General features: G+C 64.6%; 15 protein-coding genes. 6 read left to right on the top strand and 9 right to left on the bottom strand.

Features of this window, described 5'->3' with window-relative positions; genetic code table 11:
• Positions 1–3 precede the first annotated feature (3 nt).
• From NKH95_RS18595 to NKH95_RS18585, 3 genes are all read right to left on the bottom strand, one after another.
• On the bottom strand, positions 4–1,275 hold the full coding sequence (locus tag NKH95_RS18595; protein ID WP_502895259.1) for an efflux RND transporter periplasmic adaptor subunit: 1,272 nt from the start codon (positions 1,273–1,275) through the stop codon (positions 4–6).
• Positions 1,276–1,517: 242 nt separating this feature from the next.
• Positions 1,518–1,766 carry a hypothetical protein gene (locus NKH95_RS18590; RefSeq protein WP_352674162.1) on the bottom strand — a complete coding sequence of 83 codons (249 nt, stop codon included), beginning with the start codon at positions 1,764–1,766 and terminating at the stop codon, positions 1,518–1,520.
• Positions 1,767–1,906: 140 nt separating this feature from the next.
• Positions 1,907–2,626, bottom strand: a complete 720-nt coding sequence (locus tag NKH95_RS18585) for a hypothetical protein (protein ID WP_352892287.1) — start codon at positions 2,624–2,626, stop codon at positions 1,907–1,909.
• A gap of 210 nt (positions 2,627–2,836) precedes the next feature.
• Between NKH95_RS18585 and NKH95_RS18580 the strand changes: the two genes are divergently transcribed.
• The 6 genes from NKH95_RS18580 (at position 2,837) to NKH95_RS18555 (ending at position 10,465) form a co-directional block, all read left to right on the top strand.
• Complete coding sequence (locus NKH95_RS18580; RefSeq protein WP_352793275.1) at positions 2,837–3,565, top strand: response regulator; 729 nt, start codon at positions 2,837–2,839, stop codon at positions 3,563–3,565.
• Positions 3,562–4,803, top strand: coding sequence for an ATP-binding protein (locus NKH95_RS18575; protein WP_352441812.1), 1,242 nt, complete (start codon positions 3,562–3,564; stop codon positions 4,801–4,803). The genes NKH95_RS18580 and NKH95_RS18575 overlap by 4 nt, the downstream gene beginning before the upstream one ends.
• Before the next feature lie 559 nt (positions 4,804–5,362).
• A complete protein-coding gene (locus NKH95_RS18570) occupies positions 5,363–6,529 on the top strand; it encodes an acyltransferase family protein (RefSeq protein ID WP_352892405.1) in 1,167 nt (388 codons plus the stop codon).
• Entirely contained in the window at positions 6,526–7,632 is a 1,107-nt protein-coding gene (locus NKH95_RS18565; protein WP_352554576.1) for a glycosyltransferase family 2 protein, read from the top strand. Before NKH95_RS18570 ends, NKH95_RS18565 begins: the two co-directional genes overlap by 4 nt.
• Positions 7,633–7,636: 4 nt before the next feature.
• A complete protein-coding gene (locus tag NKH95_RS18560) occupies positions 7,637–8,671 on the top strand; it encodes a glycosyltransferase family 2 protein (RefSeq protein ID WP_352892401.1) in 1,035 nt (344 codons plus the stop codon).
• Positions 8,672–8,680: 9 nt separating this feature from the next.
• Positions 8,681–10,465, top strand: a complete 1,785-nt coding sequence (locus tag NKH95_RS18555; RefSeq protein ID WP_352774038.1) for an ABC transporter ATP-binding protein — start codon at positions 8,681–8,683, stop codon at positions 10,463–10,465.
• Between the two features lie 281 nt (positions 10,466–10,746).
• On the opposite strand, the gene NKH95_RS18550 is transcribed toward NKH95_RS18555, so the two are convergent.
• The 6 genes from NKH95_RS18550 to NKH95_RS18525 form a co-directional block, all read right to left on the bottom strand.
• On the bottom strand, positions 10,747–12,213 hold the full coding sequence (locus tag NKH95_RS18550; protein ID WP_352892399.1) for a coiled-coil domain-containing protein: 1,467 nt from the start codon (positions 12,211–12,213) through the stop codon (positions 10,747–10,749).
• Between the two features lie 326 nt (positions 12,214–12,539).
• Complete coding sequence (locus tag NKH95_RS18545) at positions 12,540–14,744, bottom strand: sensor domain-containing diguanylate cyclase (protein WP_352892396.1); 2,205 nt, start codon at positions 14,742–14,744, stop codon at positions 12,540–12,542.
• Positions 14,745–15,039: 295 nt separating this feature from the next.
• Positions 15,040–15,312 carry a cell division topological specificity factor MinE gene (gene minE / locus NKH95_RS18540; protein ID WP_023813379.1) on the bottom strand — a complete coding sequence of 91 codons (273 nt, stop codon included), beginning with the start codon at positions 15,310–15,312 and terminating at the stop codon, positions 15,040–15,042.
• Positions 15,309–16,124, bottom strand: coding sequence for a septum site-determining protein MinD (gene minD / locus NKH95_RS18535; protein WP_013530671.1), 816 nt, complete (start codon positions 16,122–16,124; stop codon positions 15,309–15,311). The genes minE and minD overlap by 4 nt, the downstream gene beginning before the upstream one ends.
• A gap of 73 nt (positions 16,125–16,197) precedes the next feature.
• The gene (minC, locus tag NKH95_RS18530; RefSeq protein ID WP_352892394.1) at positions 16,198–17,013 is read right to left on the bottom strand and encodes a septum site-determining protein MinC; all 816 of its coding nucleotides are present in this window, start codon (positions 17,011–17,013) and stop codon (positions 16,198–16,200) included.
• 230 nt (positions 17,014–17,243) lie between these two features.
• Positions 17,244–18,137 (bottom strand): LysR family transcriptional regulator, encoded by an 894-nt coding sequence (locus NKH95_RS18525; RefSeq protein WP_352611126.1) that lies wholly within the window; start codon positions 18,135–18,137, stop codon positions 17,244–17,246.
• Positions 18,138–18,201 lie beyond the last annotated feature (64 nt).

Genomic DNA, 18,201 nt, shown 5'->3' with positions numbered 1-18,201 from the left:
CGCTCAGTTCCCGGTTGCGGCGGCAGGCGCCGGTTTGGCAGCGTTGGACGCGGCCGGCGCGGCGGAAGTGCCCTGCCCGCGGTCCTTGACCTCGCCTGTCGTCTCGTCGATCGTCACTTCGACGCCCGTCGCGTCGCCGCCGGGGCGCACCAGCTGCATGCCCTCGACGATGACGCGGTCGCCGTCGCCGACACCCGAATCCACCAGCCAGTTGTTGCCGACGCTGTTGCGCACTGCGAGCACGCGCGTCTCGACCTTGCCCTGCGCATTGATGACCATGGCGGTCGCCTCACCCTTGGTGTTGCGGCTGACGGCGCGCTGCGGCACCAGGAAACTGTTCTGGGCGACGCCCTCCTCGACCAGCGCGCGCACATACATGCCGGGCAAAAGCAGGCGGTCGGGATTGGGGAATTCGGCCCTGAGCGCGAAGGTGCCGGTGGTCTGGTCGACATTCGCGCCGGCGAATTCCAGCTTGCCGGTCTGCGTGTAGATGGTGCCGTTCTCAAGCTTCAGCTTGACGCTGACATTGGGGCCGCTGAACTTCAGCCGCCCTTCCGAGATCGCCTGGCGCAGGTTGAGCAGGTTGGTGCTCGACTGTGTGACGTCGACATTGATCGGATCGAGGGCACGGATGGTGGTCAGCACAGTGTCCTGGTTGGCGGTCACCAGCGCACCCGGCGTCAGCGTGGACTTGTCGATGCGGCCGGCGATCGGCGCGGTGATCGAGGTCCGGTCGAGGCTGATGCGCGCCGTCTCGGCACTGGCCTTGGCCGAGGCGACATCGGCTTGCGCCTGCGCCAGCGTGGCGGCGGCATCGTCATAATCCTGTTTGGAAACAACGTTCTGCTTCAACAGACCGGCATAACGGTCGAACTTGGCCTGTGCGGTGGGCACCGCCGCTTGCGCCTTCTGCTGTGCGGCGACCGCGCTGTCATACGACGCTTTGTAGCTCGCCGGATCGATGAGGTAGAGCGGCTGTCCAGCCGCCACCTCGCTGCCCTCCTTGAACAGGCGCTGCTGGATGATGCCGTTCACTTGCGGGCGCACCTCGGCAACCAGCGAGGCCGCCGTGCGTCCCGACAGCTCGGCGGTGATCGCCACCGATTGCGGATGCAAGGTGACGACACCGACTTCCGGTTTGCCGGGCGCGCCCATGCCGGCGGGGGCGCTGCCCTCCTGCGAGCAGGCCGCCAGCAGAAGAGTGGCGGCGAACATCGCGGCCCAGGGCGCCAGACGGCGCGCCGAAAAACGAGGCTGGCTAGACTTGGAAATCATGGCCTGGATCTTTCCCTGGAGTTGCGTACGCGCTGGCAATGGACCGCTTGGTCGAGGGCATGCCGATCCATATGATGATAGGCCGCACCCGTCGGCGGGCGGCGACGAGCAATGCTTCGAAGCGGCTCATGTCGCGCTCCTTCTCGTCGGCCGGAGCTGCTCGAAGGTCGAGTAGCTGGCCGCGATGCCCACCAACATCATTATGCCGATCAGCGAGGACATGCCAAGCGCCTTGCCGGAGTTCACGCGATCTTGCGGTCATGATGTCCATGGTTGTCGAGCGACTGCGAGAGCGGAAGCGACAGTCGCCAGGCGGCGAAGCGCAGGCGGATCGCGCCCTTCAGCGTGTCGGCCGGCAGAGCCAGTGGCAGGCCGCGTCCGGACAGCGGAAGACCGCGTCCGGACAGCGGAAGACCGCGTCCGGCATGGTCGAGTGACAATCTCGGGCTGGCGGACGCGAGCAGCCGCAGCAGTATCATGGCTTCCCACATTGTCGTGCTTCCGTTTGATTTGAACTGGGCATGATTTGAAAAACAGGGATGGCGAAGATACGCCCGCCATCCCTGAAAGAGACCGGCCGGCCCGAGAACGGGTTGGGTACCGGGCCGGCCGGCGCAGCCGGTCAGAGTTCTCAGCCGTTCCCGGGCTGGGGCGGCGGACTGCCATCGTTGGGCAGACCTCGGGGGCCGGCTGCATCATCCGGCGGACCGCCCCAGGGACCGGGGGGTGGTCCGTGGGGACGTTCCGCCGAAGCGAGGATTTCGAGCTGTTCGGGCGTCAGCTTGGCGCGCAGTGCCGCGATCGCGTCTTTCAGCTTGCCGGCCGAAACCGCGCGGGCCGTGACGTCGTCGGCCAGTTTTTCCTGGAAGGCGAAGGGATCGCGCTTGCCGTCAGGGCCGGCTGAGTCGGAGCCCTTCGCTTCAGGACCGCCGGAGCTATCAGGACCACCGGGCCGCCCATGATCGGGCCGTGGCGGCGCCAGCACGGCCTGCAGCGCGCTGGTGTAGTCGCGCCAGGCGTCGAGCTGCTCGGAGCGGATGCCGACGCGGATCTCGAGCGCGGCCAGCCGGGCGGCCAGCATGAATTCCGGCGGCGGACCCATGCGGCGGGGGCCAAAGCCTTCTGGTCCAAAACCTCGCGGGCCAAAACCCTGCGGACCATGCCGCATCGGCCCGTGCGGGCCGGGTCCGGCCATCGGGCCATGATCGGGTCCATCCTGCATTGCCCCACTCTGCTGGGCCATGACCGGTGGCGGCTCGCCGGGGGCGGCACCCGGATCGCGCTGTGCCGCCAGCACGGGGTGAATTGCGGCGACGGAAAACAGGCCGAGCGCAAGAAGTCTGCTTCGCATGACGGTGTTCCTTTCTCTCATGCTTCGGACAAATGAGAGGATAGGAAGCGTGTTTGTCCGCTTCGCGTCGGCGTATTGCCGAAGGTTTCCGCAAGAGGGCAATTTGTAACTGAATGTTTCCCACGGCCTGCCGGAAACATTCAGTTGCAATTTTCCGTGCCGCTTGGACGCGGCTCTCCCTATAATCGCGGCCAAGGCAAGGGCACGGTCATGCAGTCACAACCCCATATCCTCGTCGTCGACGACGACCGCGAGATCAGGACGCTTCTCCAGCGCTATCTCGACAGCCAGGGCTTTCGTGTCACAGCTGCGGCGGACCGGCGCGAATGCGAGCAGAGGCTGGGCGCGGGACAGTTCGACCTGATCGTGCTCGACGTCATGCTGCCGGACGGCTCGGGGCTCGATATCTGCCGGGCCTTGCGTGACCGCAAGCCGCATATCCCGGTCATCCTGCTGACGGCGCTGAAAGAAGATGTCGACCGCATCATCGGCCTGGAACTCGGCGCCGACGACTATCTCGGCAAGCCGTTCAACCCGCGTGAACTCATTGCCCGCATCCGTGCGGTGCTCAGGCGCTCGGCGCCCGAGGAGGCGCCCGCCTCCCCGCGCGCGCGTACCTACCGCTTCGCCGGCTACAGGCTGGAGCCGGACACTCGCAAGGTGACGGATGCACAAGGCGTGGCCGTCGACCTTACGGGCGCCGAGTTCGACCTCTTGCAGGTGTTTCTCGACCGCCCCGGCCGGCTTTTATCGCGCGACCAGCTTCTCGACCTGACGCAAGGCCGCGAGCGCGACCCGCTCGAGCGTTCGGTCGATGTGCTGGTGAGCCGGCTGCGCCGCAAATTTTCCGACACCGGCGACGGGCCGCTGTTCAAGACCGTGCGCAATGGCGGCTACCAACTCACCGCGCGCGTCGACACCGTGGAGAGCCACTCGTGAACTCGCTGCGTCGCCGTCTCATCCTGCTGCTGGTCGCCTCGATCGTCGGCGTCGTCGGCCTGGCGACGGCCGCCGTCATCAGCGTGCGCGGCGGCGGACCGCCGCCGGAACTGACCGTGCCCTGGATTGCCCAACAGATGGAACTGGTGGTGCGGCTTTTGCCGGGGCCGATCCCCGACGTCCTGCGGGTGCAATTCGCCGACCATCCGGCGGGCGGCAAGGTGGCTCGTGCGGAAACGGCGATGCTCAATGACATCCTGCACCGCCGTGGCCTCGACTTTCCGGCGGTCGTCAACGAGAAGACGGACGAACCCGGCCAGATCGCATCGATGCACCTGCCTGACCGCCGCTGGGCGATCATGGAGGTGCCGCATCTCAAGCCGCCAAGGCGCGAATGGCTGGTCTTGGCCGGCTGGATCTCGCTGATCGTCGCCGGCGCCACGGCGGTGTCGGTCTATTTCACCTCGGTGCTGATCCGCCCGCTCGAGATGCTGGAGGCCGCCGTCTCCAAGATCGGATCGGACGGCGTGCTGGCAGCGGTGCCGGAAGTGGGCTCGGCCGAGGTCAAGGCCACCGCGCATGCGCTGAACCAGCTCTCGTCGCGGCTGCGGACCGCCATGGAAAGCCGAATGCGGCTGGTCGCCGCCGCCGGCCATGATCTGCGAACGCCGATGACGCGCATGCGGCTGCGCGCCGAATTCCTCGACGACGAACGCGACAAATGGCTTCACGACCTCGACGAACTCGACCGCATCGCCGATAGCGCCATCCGCTTGGTGCGCGAAGAAGTGAACCAGGACGCCGTCGAACCGGTCGACCTGGCAAAGACGGTGCGCGATATCGAAGCCGAGATGGTATCGCTCGGCCATGCCGTCTCGATCGGGCACCTGGACAAGGTTTGCGTGCGGGCCGGCGCGCTTGGCCTGCGCCGAGCCTTGCGCAACCTGATCGTCAACGCCGCCACCCATGGCAAGGCGTGCCGCATCGACCTGGCCGCAGCCGACAATCGCGCCGTGCTGACCATATCTGACCATGGCCCGGGCATACCCACGGAACTCCTGAACAAGGCGTTCGAGCCCTTCTTCCGCGTCGACCCCGGCCGCCTGCAATCCGTCCCCGGAGCCGGTCTTGGCCTCGCCATCGCCAAGGAAATCATCGAGCGCTACGGCGGCATCGTGACGCTGCAAAACCGCCGGGGCGGCGGGCTGGAACAGACGGTGGTGTTCGAGGCAGTGTGAGGGGCGTTACGTGCGAGTTCCCGTTGGACGGAATGCCTGCCTCGGGAGCAGTGAGCCTTACGGCAAGAAAAAGACGGCGACGATGCTGCACCGCGCAAAGCCAATGGTTCCAGCCCATTTCTCGGCGTAACCAGAGCCAATCCACTCGGCAAAAAACACAGACTCCGAAATTTCGCCTGGTTTAACAAAAGATTAGGCCTATCTTATTGCGTCAGCCTACGACGTCCTCCCAATCAGCCGAAGCAGGAATCTTTAGCGCTTGCTCACATAAGTATTTCATCCCGGTAGATTTTTTGTGTTGCGCCGCACAATAGGGTGGCCGAACCATTCCTTTGGGGTTCGTTTGCGACTGGACATACGCTGTGGAGGATTCCGGCACGTTGACCAACTTGTGCTGTTCGTCCGTCGATTTCGAGCCCGGCCCGATCGGACTCGCCGCGATCGGACCCGCAAAGCGAAGGTTTGACGGTGCCGGTGCCCTGGCGGATCTCGTCCGCCTGGTGCCCGAAACGACCGGCTGGCGGATACGTCGCGGACATCAATGCCGCGGAAGCCGCTGATGGGAAGCGCCCGTGACATCCAACTTGATGCGTTGAGAGCCATCGCCGTAACGATGGTGTTGTATTCCCATTTCTTCGCGGAGGGACCTTCGTTCTGGGGCCATATCGGCGTGCGGCTGTTTTTCGTGCTGAGCGGCTTCCTGATCACGCGCCTGCTGCTGGAGGCGCGTTCGGCCACCGAATTCGAAACCGGCCCCGCGCTGCGCTCCTTCTACATCAGGCGGATGTTGCGGATATTCCCGCCCTATTTTGCCGTCCTGGGTTTCGTCTGGCTGGTTGACCTGGATCAATCCAGAGGATCGCTGGTCTGGCATGCGCTTTATCTGTCGAACTTCTGGTATGCGCAGCACAATAACTGGAACCCTTGGGTGCTGGGCCATTTCTGGAGCCTGAGCATCGAGGAGCAGTTCTATCTTGCCTGGCCGCTGGTCGTCCTGCTGGCCCCACGCCGCCGCTTCGAGGCCATCTGCATCGCCGTCATCGCACTGTCGCTGGCCTATCGCTTCTATTGGCCGATCACTGCCACGCCGGCGCTGGCGCGCGACCTGCTGCCGCCGGCATCCATGGACGCGCTGGCTTCGGGCGCGCTGCTTGCCTGCTGGCATTTTAGGGGCGCCGGCCTGCCGCACTGGATGCGGCTGGGCTGGCCTGCCTTCGCCGCCGCATTCCTGGCGATTGAGTGGTTAGTCCCAGAGCCCGCCGATCCGACATTGGAATGGGCCCGCTGGGTGCTGCGAGAAGTCCTGCCCCTGGTGCCACTGATGGTCATCGTAGCCGCCTGTTCGCGCGGCCTTGGCGGCATCCTGGGCAGGCTTGCCGAACTGCCGCCGCTGCTTGGCCTCGGCCGCATCAGCTACGGCGTCTATCTCTATCATCCGATATTGCTGTCGCTCGCCGTCAAGGCGCAGCCCTGGATTCCGCTCAACGTCTCTGAGCAAGGGCCAGGGCGATTCCTGGTCGCGGGCGCCGCCACGATTGTCGCGGCCTGGATTTCCTGGGTGGTTTTCGAGAGGCCGCTCAACAGCCTCAAGCGCCACTTTCCCTATGTCGCGCGCACCCGCCCCGCACAGGGCAGCCATGGCGGCTGGCTCGCGACGGCGGCCGTCGGACCGCCGGATGACCGCACACCGGCGCTCGAACTCCAGCGCACGGATACAAGACGATGACCGCCGCGCCGCTCGTCTCCGTCCTGTTGCCGGTCTACAATGCCGGCCCCTATCTCGCCGCCGCGCTGGGAAGCATCCTGCGGCAGGATTACGGCCGCCTGGAGATCATCGCGATCGATGACGGTTCGACCGACAATTCGCTCGAGATACTCGAGCGCTGCCAAAAGGCCGACAGCCGCATTTCGATCGTCTCGCGTGAAAACCGCGGCCTTGTCGCGACGCTCAACGAAGGGCTGGCGCTCGCCCGGGGCGAACTGGTCGCGCGGATGGACGCCGACGACGTCGCCTATCCCTGGCGTTTGTCGCGCCAGGTGGCGCTGTTCGAGCGGCGGCCCGAACTGGGCTTCTGCGGCGCCGGCGTCGACATGTTGATCCGCGGCCGCATCGCCATCGGCAGGCCGGATCCGGTGTTCCAGTTCGGCCGCATCCCTGTATTGGCGATGTTCTTCACGATCTTCATGCACCCGACGGTCGTCTACAACAGGAAGGTCATCGACGACGGCGTTCTCCACTACGACCAGACCTACAGGCACGCCGAGGACTTCGATCTTTTCAGGCGGCTGGCCAGCCGCTACCCGGCAGCCATGATGCCCGAAAACCTGGTCGTCTACCGCGTCCATGAGGCAAGCGTGACCAGCCGGCACGTCAAGGAGATGCGCAGGACGCATTTGCGCATCGTGGCCGAGAACCTCGAGCGCGAGGGCCTGGCGCAGGCCACGCGGGACCTGCGCGACATCGGCGATGCGGTCAGCCACGACACGGTCGCCCGTGCGGCCAGCTTCATCGTCGCGCTGGAGGAGGAAATCCGCTCGCTGCCGGCGGCGACGCGGCCGAGCTTCGAGGCTGGCGCGCTGAACCTGTTCTATTTCCTTTACCAGCTTGTGGCCGACGAAAAGCAGCCCGCGCTGACGCATGAATTGCTGACGCGGACCGCGAAATGGAATGCCATCCGGCGCCGCGAGCAATATGCGCTGCGGCCCGGCGCCTGGGCGCCCTGGCTCAGCCTTGCCTCGCTGTCGGCCGCCAGACAAGCCGATGCCATGGCATACTTCTTCAAATCCGCGCCCGCCGCGGCGGTTCTGGCGTCTCATCGGTTGAGTTAGGGGCATGATCGTCAAAGCCAACCAACCTCTGCAGCGCGATCGTTCGACGGCGCTTGGCCCTGCCCCGGCCGGTCCCCGCCCGGAACGAGCGGCGCCGGAAGTCAGCTTCATCATCTGCACGCGCAATCGCGTCGCCGTGCTCGATGCCTGTATCAAGTCGGTGCAAGCCGCGTGCTGCGCACATGCCGGCTTCGCCGCCGAACTCGTGGTCGTCGACAACGGTTCGAGCGACCGCACGGCCGAACGCCTGGCCAGCATCGCCGCTGCGTCGGACATTCCGTTCACGCCGGTCTGCGAGCCGCGCCCCGGACTGGCGGCCGCGCGCAACGCCGGGCTGCGGCGCGCGCGCGGCCGTGTGCTGGTCTTCGTCGACGATGACTGCGCGGTCCATCGCGACTATTTGCGCGATCTGGAGCGACACTATGCGTCCGGGGAACAATGGCTCATCCGGGGCGGACGTGTCGAGCTTGGCGATGCCAGGGATTTGCCGTTCACCATCAAGCGGTCGTGGGCGCGCGAGCGGCTGACGCCAGATGTTCATCCCGGCGGTTTCGTGCTGGGCTGCAACATGACGATGCACCGCGACGTCGCGGCCCGCATCGGCTATTTCGACGAACGCTTCGGCGCCGGCGGACCATTGCGGTCGGCCGAGGATACCGATTATCTCGTGCGCGCGATGCTGCTCGGCATCGCAGTCGAGTATGTGCCTGATATGACGATATTCCATCATCATGGCCGGCGGGATCGCAAAGCCATCGAAAAGCTCCACCGCGACTACAGCCTGGGCAATGGCGGGCTCTGCCTGAAGCATATTCGCCATGCGCCCTGGCTGCTTCGCCATTTCTACTGGGCCGCAAGAGGGGCTATCAGGGAATTGGCGGGAGGACCCGCCTTCGATCGTGAACTCAACCTGCCGCACTGGCCGATCGTCGCCATGAATTTGCTCGGCGCGGCCAGGTTCGCGGTTCTCCTTCTGGCCAGACGGCCGCGGGCCGAGCCAGTGCGGCAAGATCAGCAAGCCAATGCCCAGGCGAGGTGAAACGCTATAATGCCGATGCTGCCGCCAAGCCTGCCGATGCTGTTCCGGGCGTTCGGAAAGCGGCAACTGCGCCTGCTTCCGGCGGTGGTGGTACTCGGCCTGCTCAGCGCCGTCCTCGAAGGGTTCGGCATCGGCCTGATCATCCCGTTGCTGGGCATCATCATGGGACATGGGGATGCGGCCGGAATGGGCGGCTTCTCCGCTGTCCTCCAGCATGTCGGATCGGGCTTGAGCGAGCGCGACCGGCTGATCGTCATTTCGGTCGCCATCCTCGGCTCGATCATCCTGAAGAACGTCTTCGCCTTCGCCAACACGCTGCTGACGACCTTCATCTCCGGCAAGGCAAGCCATTCGATCCGCAGCGCCCTGTCGGAGCAGCTGTTGCGGGTCGGCTACCCATTCTTCCTGCGGCAAAGCCCCGGACGCCTGCTCAACATCATCTCCAACGAATCCTGGCGGGCCTCCGATGCGATCCAGATCATGCTGTCGGCCATCGTCAGCGCATCGGCCGCCATCATCCTGTTGGCTTTCCTGTTGCTGCTTTCGTGGCGCATGACGCTTCTGGTCACGCTCGGACTGGCGCTCGTCCAGATCGCGCACGCCATCCTCTCTGCCAATCTGAAGGAGCCCAGCCGCAGCGTCGCTTCGCGCAACGGCCACCTCGCCTCGCAGATGCTTCACCTTGTGCATGCCGGACGGCTGATCCGCATCTTCGGACAGGAGAACCGGGAAAAGGCGATATTCGACACGGCGTCGGATGCGGTTCGCCGCGCCTCCTTCGCGCTGCTCGTGCGCCAGGGAGCGCTGCCGCCGCTGACGGAGGTTCTCCACGCCATGCTGTTCCTGGCGGTGGTGATCGGCGCCTGGCTGGCGCAGGTGAGTTTCCCGCTGATCATCGCCTTCGTCATCCTGCTCTACAGGCTGCAGCCGCATATGCGGGCCCTGCAGGGGTCGTGGAGCCAGCTGCAGGGCCTGAGCGGATCGCTCGAAGAGGTGACATGGCTGCTGGATCCCGCCGGCAAGCCGCAACCGCCGCAAGGCGACGAGCCGTTCCACGGCCTGCGCCAGGGCATCAAGTTCGACGATGTGACATTCACCTATTCCGGTACGGACCGGCGCGAGGTCGTGCTGCATGCGGCGACATTCGAAATCCGCGGCGGCCGCTCGACGGCGCTGATCGGCCGCTCGGGCGCCGGCAAAACGACGATCGTCAATCTCCTGTGCCGCTTCGTCGAACCGGACACTGGCAGCATCCTCGTCGATGGATCGCCGCTCGACGGGATCGACGCCAGCCAGTGGCGACGGCACATCGCCCTGGCCAGTCAGGAACTGGAATTGGTCGATGGCAGCATTTTTGAAAACATAACCTACGGGCAGGATACGGCGACAGCCGGCGACGCCGAGGCCGCCGCAAGACTGGCCGAAGCGCACGAGTTCATCGAAAGGCTGCCTCAGGGCTACGAGACGCTGGTCGGCTACAGGGGCGTCAATCTGTCGGCGGGACAGAGGCAGCGGATCGCCTTGGCGAGAGCCCTGGTCCGCGATCCCGATCTCCTCATCCTGGACGAAGCCACCAATGCGGTGGACGGGCTGTCGGAAGCGGCCATCGTCGAGACCCTGAAGTCGAGAGCCGGCCGCCGCACGACTATCGTCATCAGCCACCACCACAGCACAATCTCGTTCTGCGACGACGTGGTCATCCTGAGCGGCGGCCGCGTGAAAAAGCAGGCCCCTTTCGGCGCCCTGGCCTCGCTCAGCATGGACGAGCTTTATCAGCACGAGCCGCTCGACTGAGGAGGCACCGGGCCGGCCGCGATCGTTTCCCGGGCGTGTTTGCAGCCTCCGGCCGGCGGGCCGTCGCAAAGGTTCGAATCAGAAGCTTGGGGAAGTGCCGCTGGCACCTTCCGTGATCGCACCAATGCCGTGCGGGACCGAGGCGCGCTACCTTGCCTGTGCGGCGGACCTGTCGATCCGCCTGGCCGGTGCCCCATTGGGCTTACTCTCCGGGTGAGGTGCCGGCCTCCCATGCACAAAAGACCTGAAGCGGGTCACCTGAAGCCCTTCAGCGCCACACTTCAGCTAGCGGCGCCGACATTCCTGCGCATGCGCCGCCTGCCCGTCGTCCGTGCTTTCTTCGCCATCGCCCCGGCTATCTCGACCACGCCGTCCTCGCGCGGCCTGCCATTGGTGGCCTTGTGGAGCCGCTCGTAGGGCAGCAGTTCCTTGATGCGGGCATTGAGCGATGCGATTTCAGCTTTGAGGTCCTCGCATTCCTGCCTCTGCACGTCGAACTGTATCTGTTCGGACGCCTGTTGCAGCGTCAGCTGAGAAAGGTTGGCGTTCACCTTGGAAAGACTCATCTTGTCGCTTTCGCTCTCCTGGGTCAGCGCGGACAATCTTTCATCGGCGATCTTCTTTTCGGCCAAGGCATCGTTCAGTTCGCTCTTGAGCCTGGCGATCTCGCCTGCGGCTTCGCTGTTTTCGGTCGAGGTTTGCTCCAGCCGCGATTGCAGGTTCTGGATCTCCGAGCTCAACCCGCTCATTTCCGCCTGGCTGCGAGCCAGCTCGGCTTCCTTGTCGCCTTCCATCATGCGTGCTGCTTCGTTCGTTTCCGACAGCTTCGCCTGTGCGGCCTCGAGCGACTTCTGGAGCCGCATCTCCTCTTTCTCGCTCTTGCCGAGCGCGGCCAGCAGCTCCGCCAGCCGCGCTGCTTCGCTGGCATGGATCGTCGAGAGCTCGTCGAGCCTGTGGCGCGCCTGCGATTCCCGCTTCAGCGCCTTGTCGAGTTCGATCGAGAGATTGACGTGCTTTTCGCGCAGCATCTTGCTTTCGCGCAAGCGCCTGTTGGCCTCGACCGTCCTGGCGGTCAGCCGCTTGGCGATGTCGCCGAACTCCGCTTCACGTTTGGCGCTCGCATTGGCTGTCTCCACCAGTTCCAGCCTTACCGCGGCAAGTGCCGCACGAAGCGTCTCCCGGTCCTGAACCAGGCTTGTCTCGCGCTGCTGCAGCGCTTCGAAAGCGCCGTCACGCTCGCGCAATTTTCTCGTCGCATCGTGCAGCTTCTCCGACAGCGCCCTCTGTTCGGCGGCCAGGGCGGCATTGGCAACCTCCAGCTCGTTGGCGCGCAGGATGTCGCTGTGCAGGATGTTGAGGAATTCACGCGTCAGATGGTGTGAGGTGCCGATCTCCGACAGCTTGTCGTTGATCTCCTCCAGATAGTCCCTGGCGTCATGGAAGAGACCTTCGAAGGCGCTCAATGCAGCCAGCCGGGTCTGTGTATGGGCCGTCAGTCGTGGCGCGGTTTCGGAACTGTCCGCATCGCCCGCAGCGTCGGCCTTCCTGGCGTTGTCGTCATTTGCCGCGTCGGCCTGGGGTGGCCCGTCATCGGCTGCCGCCTGGGCATCCGGCACATCGTCGCTCTCCGACGGCACCAGGTCGTTGGCGTCGAGACTTGCATCCAGCGCGTCCGCCAAATCGATCTGCAGGTCCTGGATCGCTTTATCCACGTCTTCAGCACGCTTGATCAGGCCTCTGAAGTTCATCACCAAACTCCCCTTACGCATACCTCGCTTCGAACTTAACAAATTGCTAATATATCCTTACATCCGCTGCTTGCGCAGGGGAAGCCCCGTCGGCACAAAGGTAAATTTGGGACATTTGGGGGTTGAAATAGCCCGAACAACCAATGCCGCAGCCGAAAAGAGCCGGATCCTCTGACAGTGTGGAGGTCTGAAGGACGGCAAGACCGCGGCCGCTCAGGAAGAGCCCGCGCGCGAGACCTCGAGGGCAGAGAGAACTTGCCTGATCCCTCTTGGCAGGCGCAGGATGACTATCGCGGGCCGGGCCGAGTGCTCTACCCCAAACGGTCTCAGCTGCTTTTCGGGGCTGGTACCAACTGGATCGGAGGTCGCTCGCCGGACGCGTTGCCCAGCGCGATGGCGACGCGGTCGCGCCCACTACCCTTGGCCTCGTAGAGCGCGTGATCCGCGGCGTTGGTCAATTCGGCCCAGCCCACGCCATGCTCGGGGTAGGCGGCGACACCGAACGAGGCTGTGACGGTGCCCAGCGTTCGGCCGCGATGCGTCAAATGAAGCTTCCTGATTGCCTGGCGCAGCGCTTCCGCCCGCTCGGCACCTTCCTGGACCGAGCTTCCCGGCATGACCAGGGCAAACTCCTCGCCGCCGTAGCGCGACACGACATCGCTATCCCTGGCGTGCTCGATCAAGGTGGCGGCGACCTGCTTCAGGACGAGATCGCCGGCTTCGTGGCCGAACGTATCGTTGAACTGCTTGAAATGGTCGACATCGAGCATGATGATCACCAGCGGCTGGCCCGAGCGCTCCATCCGGCGCAGTTCGCGGCTGCTCGTCTCCTCGAGATATCGCCGGTTGAACAGACTGGTGTTCGGATCGCGGATCGACTGCTGCCGCAACGTCTCGCGCAGGCGCAGATTGGCCAGGGCGAGCGCCAGCGTGTCGACGACACCTCGCAGGATCTGCTGTCTTTCAGTCAGCCATTGTGGCTTCTCGGCCGCATTCGGCTCGCACAGATGAAGGATGCCCAGCGTCTCGCCTTGGGCCGCCAGAGGCATGCAGACATAGCCCTTCTTGCCGTTCTCGGTGATATGCGCGCAGCGCGGCGTGAGCATGCCGGGGCCAGCGACATGTTCCTGGCCGCGCCTGAGCGCCCAGCAGTCTTCCGGCGCGAATTGCGTGGCGCTCGAGCGGACGTCGCCCCAATGCGCCATCTCTTCCACCAGGTTGCGCGACGCGCTGGTCAAGTGGACGGTTCCGCTCAAGCCACCGAGGAACTCGGCCATGGCCGTGCCGACCACCGAGAACGCTTCCGGGAAGGTGACGCAGGCCTGCAGCAGTTCGCCAAGCTTCACCAGACGAGTCGTGGTTTCGGACTTGTCGTGCAGTTCGCGGTTGAGGAGCGCCAGCTGATCGGCACGCTCGTTGACCACTCCTTCCGCGCGGCGCAGCTCGCTGATGTCGTTGAGCGTGAGGACCAGGCCGCCTTCGGATCTGCTGAGCGGACTGCAACTGGCGATGACCGGCAGATGCGAGCCGTCGGATCTGGTCAGGCGCACTTCGCCCTGGTGTTGCCGGCCCGTGGCTAACGCCATTTCGATGGGAGAAGCGCCAGCGGCGAACGCACCGCCTCTGGGGTCGCGAACCGTCAGCACCGAATCCCATTGCTGCCCGACGATCTTGTCGGCGCGCCGCCCGATCATCGTTGCCGCCGCTGGATTGGCGCTGGCGACGCGGCCGTCGCCGTTCAGAACCGCGATGCCTTCGGCAGCCGTTTCGACGATGTCCTCGACATGCGCACGCGCCGATGCAAGCTGGTCCGCCATCGTGTTGAAGCCATGGGCCAGCTGCCCGAATTCATCGTTGCGGGCGTGGCTGATGCGCGTCATGGCGTTGCCTTTCGCCAGCGCTTCCATGCCGCGCATCATGTCCCCGAGGCCAGAGCTGAAACGACGGAGCAGCAGCCATGCGAAGCCGACCGCGACCAGCACGGCGGCCGTCGCGCTGAGGCCAACCAGCCAGAGCAGGCTGTTGGTGCTTTGTTCGGCGGCCTGCAGAACGGGGTCATATTCCAGCAGCACGGCGCCGATGATCGTATCCTCGGGACTTTCGATCGGAACGGCCAGTATGGCGTTCACTTCCTCCGGGTCGACAAATCTGCGCGGAATGCCGTCCGCCAAGGTCTGGCCTATTTCGTTGCCGGGGTCGTGACCGAATTTGTCGCCGACCTGGTGCTCTTCGTCGGCGGCATGGGCAAGGATGGTCTTGTTGTTGTCGAGGACCAGGAAATCCCGGTGCAGGCGGCGGTGCTGGTGCTCCATGAATTGCTTGAGCGCCTCGGGCCGCTCGAGCAGCGAAGGCGTCCCATCGGATGATTTGAAAACGATGGTGTCGGCCAATTCCCGCGCGACGTTGGTCGCTTCGGTCAACCCCAACGATTTGGTCGCCGCTATCTGCGTAAAGATCGCAACGCCGCCGACCAGCCCGATCAGGGCCGCGGCGGCCACCATGGAGAGAATGATCTGGCTCTTGATACGCATGTCATGGCTCCGCCGAGAACGACAGCATTGCGCATGTCAAATCGAGCCAGCATCTCATTTCCGGCTTTTTATTACCAAATGCTTATCAACGTCCTAATGATGGCAGGCGATGCCGCTCCACACGCGGAGGGAGCGGACTGGGCTCCCCACCTCCCCCTTGTGGGGAGGTCGGACCGCAGGTCCGGGTGGGGGTGCTGGCGCCAACCCCCACCCCGATCCGCTTTGCGGATCGACTTGCCGGGGCGAGCCACCGGTCTCGCCCGTCCTTCGGCCCCCCACAAGGGGGAAGGTAAAGTCACCCCGCCATGGCCATCGGCACGGCGCTTTTGTTGGGGATCTGGATGTCGATTTCCAGCGTCGACATGGTCTCGCCGCGGTCCATCGAGACCTGCAGATAGTCCTGGTCGATCTGCACATGCTTGGCGATAACGGCCATGATCTCCTCGCGCAGGATGGAGACGAGGTCGGGCTGGCTGCGGTTGCGGCGCTCATAGGCAAGCAGCACTTGCAGCCGCTCGCGCGCCACCGGCGCGCTGGAGCGCCGCTTGAAGATGTCGAGCAGGTTCATGCCGCCCTCCTTCCCAAAAGACGATCGAGGAAACCCTTGCGTTCGAAGGGCACGATGACAGGCAATTCCTCGCCCTCGAGCCGCCTGGCGGCGTCGATATAGGCCTTGGCAGCAGAATTGAGCGGCTCCGACAACGTCACCGGCGAGCCGAGGTTGGAGGCGCGCAGCACATCCTGGCTTTCCGGAATGATGCCGAGCAGCGGCACCGACAGGATTTCCAGCACGTCGTCGATGGACAGCATCTCGCCGCGCGACGCACGCGCCGCGTCATAGCGTGTGACCAGCACATGCTTGGCGATCTGCTCGCCCTGTTCCGCCCGCAAAGTGCGGGCATCGAGCAGGCCGATGATGCGATCGGAATCGCGCACGGAGCTGACTTCCGGATTGGTGACGATGACCGCCTCGTCGGCAAAGCGCATGGCGAGCTGCGCGCCGCGCTCGATGCCGGCCGGGCTGTCGCAGAACACGTAGTCGAACACCGAGCGCAGCTTGTCGATGACTTCGCCGACGCCCTCTTCGGTCAGCGCATCCTTGTCGCGCGTCTGCGAGGCCGGCAGCAGGAACAGCGTCTCCACCCGCTTGTCGCGGATCAGCGCCTGCGAGAGCTTGGCCTGGCCCTGGATGACGTTGACGAGGTCGAACACCACGCGCCGCTCGGCGCCCATGATCAGGTCGAGGTTGCGCAGGCCGACGTCGAAGTCGACAAGCGCCACCTTCTTGCCGGTCTTGGCGACCGCGGCACCAAGGGCCGCCGTCGAGGTCGTCTTGCCGACGCCCCCCTTGCCCGAGGTGACCACCACTACCTTGCCCATTGAAAAGCCTCCGTTGTTGTTCATTTGTTGTTCTTGGCCAGCCGGCTCGGCCGCCCCAATATCGAAACGAATGTCAGCTCAGCGTCGAAACGCGCAGGCTCTCGCCGTCGAGAAACGCCTGCACCGGCTTGCCGCGCGAAACACCTTCCATCTCCTCGGCGGTGACGTACCAGCCGTCGACCGCCAAAAGCTCGGCCTCGTTCTTGCGGCAGAAGATGCGCGCGCCCCTGTTGCCCAGCGCACCCGCCGAAGCGCGCCCGCGCAGCGTGCCATAGACATGGATCGAGCCCGCCGCGATGATCTCCGAGCCGGACGCGACCGAGCCGAGCACGATGACATCGCCATGCGGATGCACGATCGCCTGGCCGGAGCGGATCGGCGCCTTGATCATCAGCGTGCCGGATGCTTCCTGCGCAACCTGCGGCTCGCCATCGTCCGCCTTGCTTGCGCCAGCCTTGCCGTCGCCGGCCTTGCCCGCGCTGCCCGCATCGGCGTGCTGTTCAGGCGCCTTGCCCTCGGCCTTGTCGAAACCCTCCGCCCGCGCCTCGCGGGGCAGCAACCCATCCGTCGTCGCCTCCTTGGCGCCAACCAGCACCGGCGGCAGGTTGGGCTCGAGTGCGGTGTGGCCGTCGAGCTCGATGGCGTAGATGCGGATGCCGCGATGGCCAAGCACGCCGACCAGCGATTCGATCGCGGCGACATCAGGCTTCAAGGTGTTGAGATCAAGCACCACCGGGCGGCCGGCAAAATAGCCGGGCGAGTTGCCGATCCAGTGATCCAGCCCCTCCAGCCACACGTCCAAAGGCGCCTCCGGCGTCAGCGTGAAAGCGACGAAGGAGCGGGCGCGAAAGCGAATGGATTTGGCCTCGAGGGGAGCGGCAAAAGTCACGGCTGGCGAATCCTTACTGAGAGGTAAACGCTAGCGGGAGGATGGTTAATGAAAGGTTAATGGGAGGGGGATGAGGGCCAATTTGCGAGAAGTTGGAAGGTCAGCCAACGCCAAGGCAGTGACAGTCGATCCGTTTCCTTTCACTCAATGCGCTGCGGGTTTTTGAGGCAGCAGCGCGCCACGAAAGCTTTGCGCGCGGGACCCCATTTGCCAATGCACAGTCTTGGGGGTCAGATGCGATGACGAAGCGCGTCGACGATCATCGCCATCGCAGGCGAGAGCTGTCGCCTGCTCGGGTAGTACAGGTGATAGCCAGCAAATGGCGGACTCCAATCGTCAAGCACGAGCCTAAGGCATCCCGTGGCGATATGGTGGCTGACGAGGTTTTCCGGGACATAGGCGATCCCGAAACCGCTTATCGCAGCCTCGATCATGGGGATGGACGAATTGAAGGTGAGCTGGCCTTCCACCCGCACACGAAGGTCGCGGCCTTGCTTGGCGAATTCCCAGGCATATAATCCGCCGAACGTCGCCTGCCGCATATTGATGCAGTCATGATCGACCAGGTCCTGGGGCGCGGTCGGAACCGGATGGCGGGAAAAGTACTCCGGCGAAGCCACGGCCACGAGCCTCCAATCCGGCCCGATCCTAACCGCGATCATATCCCTGTCGATGCTCTCACCTAGCCGCACGCCCGCGTCGAAGCGCTCCTCCACAATGTTCTTCATGCCGTTGTCGCTGTAGAGTTCGACGCACACGTCAGGATAGTCGCTGAGCAAGGGCTGCAGCTTCGGCCAGACGGTCGTCTGGAGCGCATGGTCGGACAGCGTGATACGGACCGTTCCGGAGGGCTTGTCGCGAAAGGCCACCAGACTTGCAAGGTCGGCTTCGATTTCCTCGAAGCGGGGAACAAGAGACTGGAAAAGTCGCTCGCCGGCCTCGGTTGGTGCGACGCTCCGCGTCGTACGTGTCAGCAGACGGACGCCAAGACGAGCTTCAAGCTCCTTGATTGTCGAACTCAGGGTCGACTGCGAGGTTCCGAGCTTGGCCGCCGCCTTGGTGAAGCTGCGCTCCCGCGCGACCGCCACGAACCATAGCAGATCCTTCATGCCGTCGCGCTGCATAGGGCACCTTCCGTTGGGCATTTATATCACGAACAGATAAGTCCATGCGGATTACTTAGCCTAA

Origin of the sequence: Mesorhizobium sp. M0848 (assembly GCF_040319805.1) — a bacterium.
In the GTDB taxonomy this organism is placed as follows: domain Bacteria; phylum Pseudomonadota; class Alphaproteobacteria; order Rhizobiales; family Rhizobiaceae; genus Mesorhizobium.
This window is presented reverse-complemented; position numbering and strand designations above follow the sequence as displayed.

Bases quoted from the DNA above. Each gene is read 5' to 3' on its own strand.
- NKH95_RS18550 (WP_352892399.1), bottom strand. From the start codon at position 12,213: ATGAACTTCAGAGGCCTGATCAAGCGTGCTGAAGACGTGGATAAAGCG.
- NKH95_RS18525 (WP_352611126.1), bottom strand. From the start codon at position 18,137: ATGCAGCGCGACGGCATGAAGGATCTGCTATGGTTCGTGGCGGTCGCG.
- NKH95_RS18545 (WP_352892396.1), bottom strand. From the start codon at position 14,744: ATGCGTATCAAGAGCCAGATCATTCTCTCCATGGTGGCCGCCGCGGCC.
- NKH95_RS18560 (WP_352892401.1), top strand. From the start codon at position 7,637: ATGATCGTCAAAGCCAACCAACCTCTGCAGCGCGATCGTTCGACGGCG.
- NKH95_RS18565 (WP_352554576.1), top strand. From the start codon at position 6,526: ATGACCGCCGCGCCGCTCGTCTCCGTCCTGTTGCCGGTCTACAATGCC.
- NKH95_RS18570 (WP_352892405.1), top strand. From the start codon at position 5,363: ATGGGAAGCGCCCGTGACATCCAACTTGATGCGTTGAGAGCCATCGCC.
- NKH95_RS18585 (WP_352892287.1), bottom strand. From the start codon at position 2,626: ATGCGAAGCAGACTTCTTGCGCTCGGCCTGTTTTCCGTCGCCGCAATT.
- minE (WP_023813379.1), bottom strand. From the start codon at position 15,312: ATGAACCTGCTCGACATCTTCAAGCGGCGCTCCAGCGCGCCGGTGGCG.
- NKH95_RS18580 (WP_352793275.1), top strand. From the start codon at position 2,837: ATGCAGTCACAACCCCATATCCTCGTCGTCGACGACGACCGCGAGATC.
- minD (WP_013530671.1), bottom strand. From the start codon at position 16,124: ATGGGCAAGGTAGTGGTGGTCACCTCGGGCAAGGGGGGCGTCGGCAAG.
- NKH95_RS18590 (WP_352674162.1), bottom strand. From the start codon at position 1,766: ATGTGGGAAGCCATGATACTGCTGCGGCTGCTCGCGTCCGCCAGCCCG.
- NKH95_RS18555 (WP_352774038.1), top strand. From the start codon at position 8,681: ATGCCGATGCTGCCGCCAAGCCTGCCGATGCTGTTCCGGGCGTTCGGA.
- NKH95_RS18595 (WP_502895259.1), bottom strand. From the start codon at position 1,275: ATGATTTCCAAGTCTAGCCAGCCTCGTTTTTCGGCGCGCCGTCTGGCG.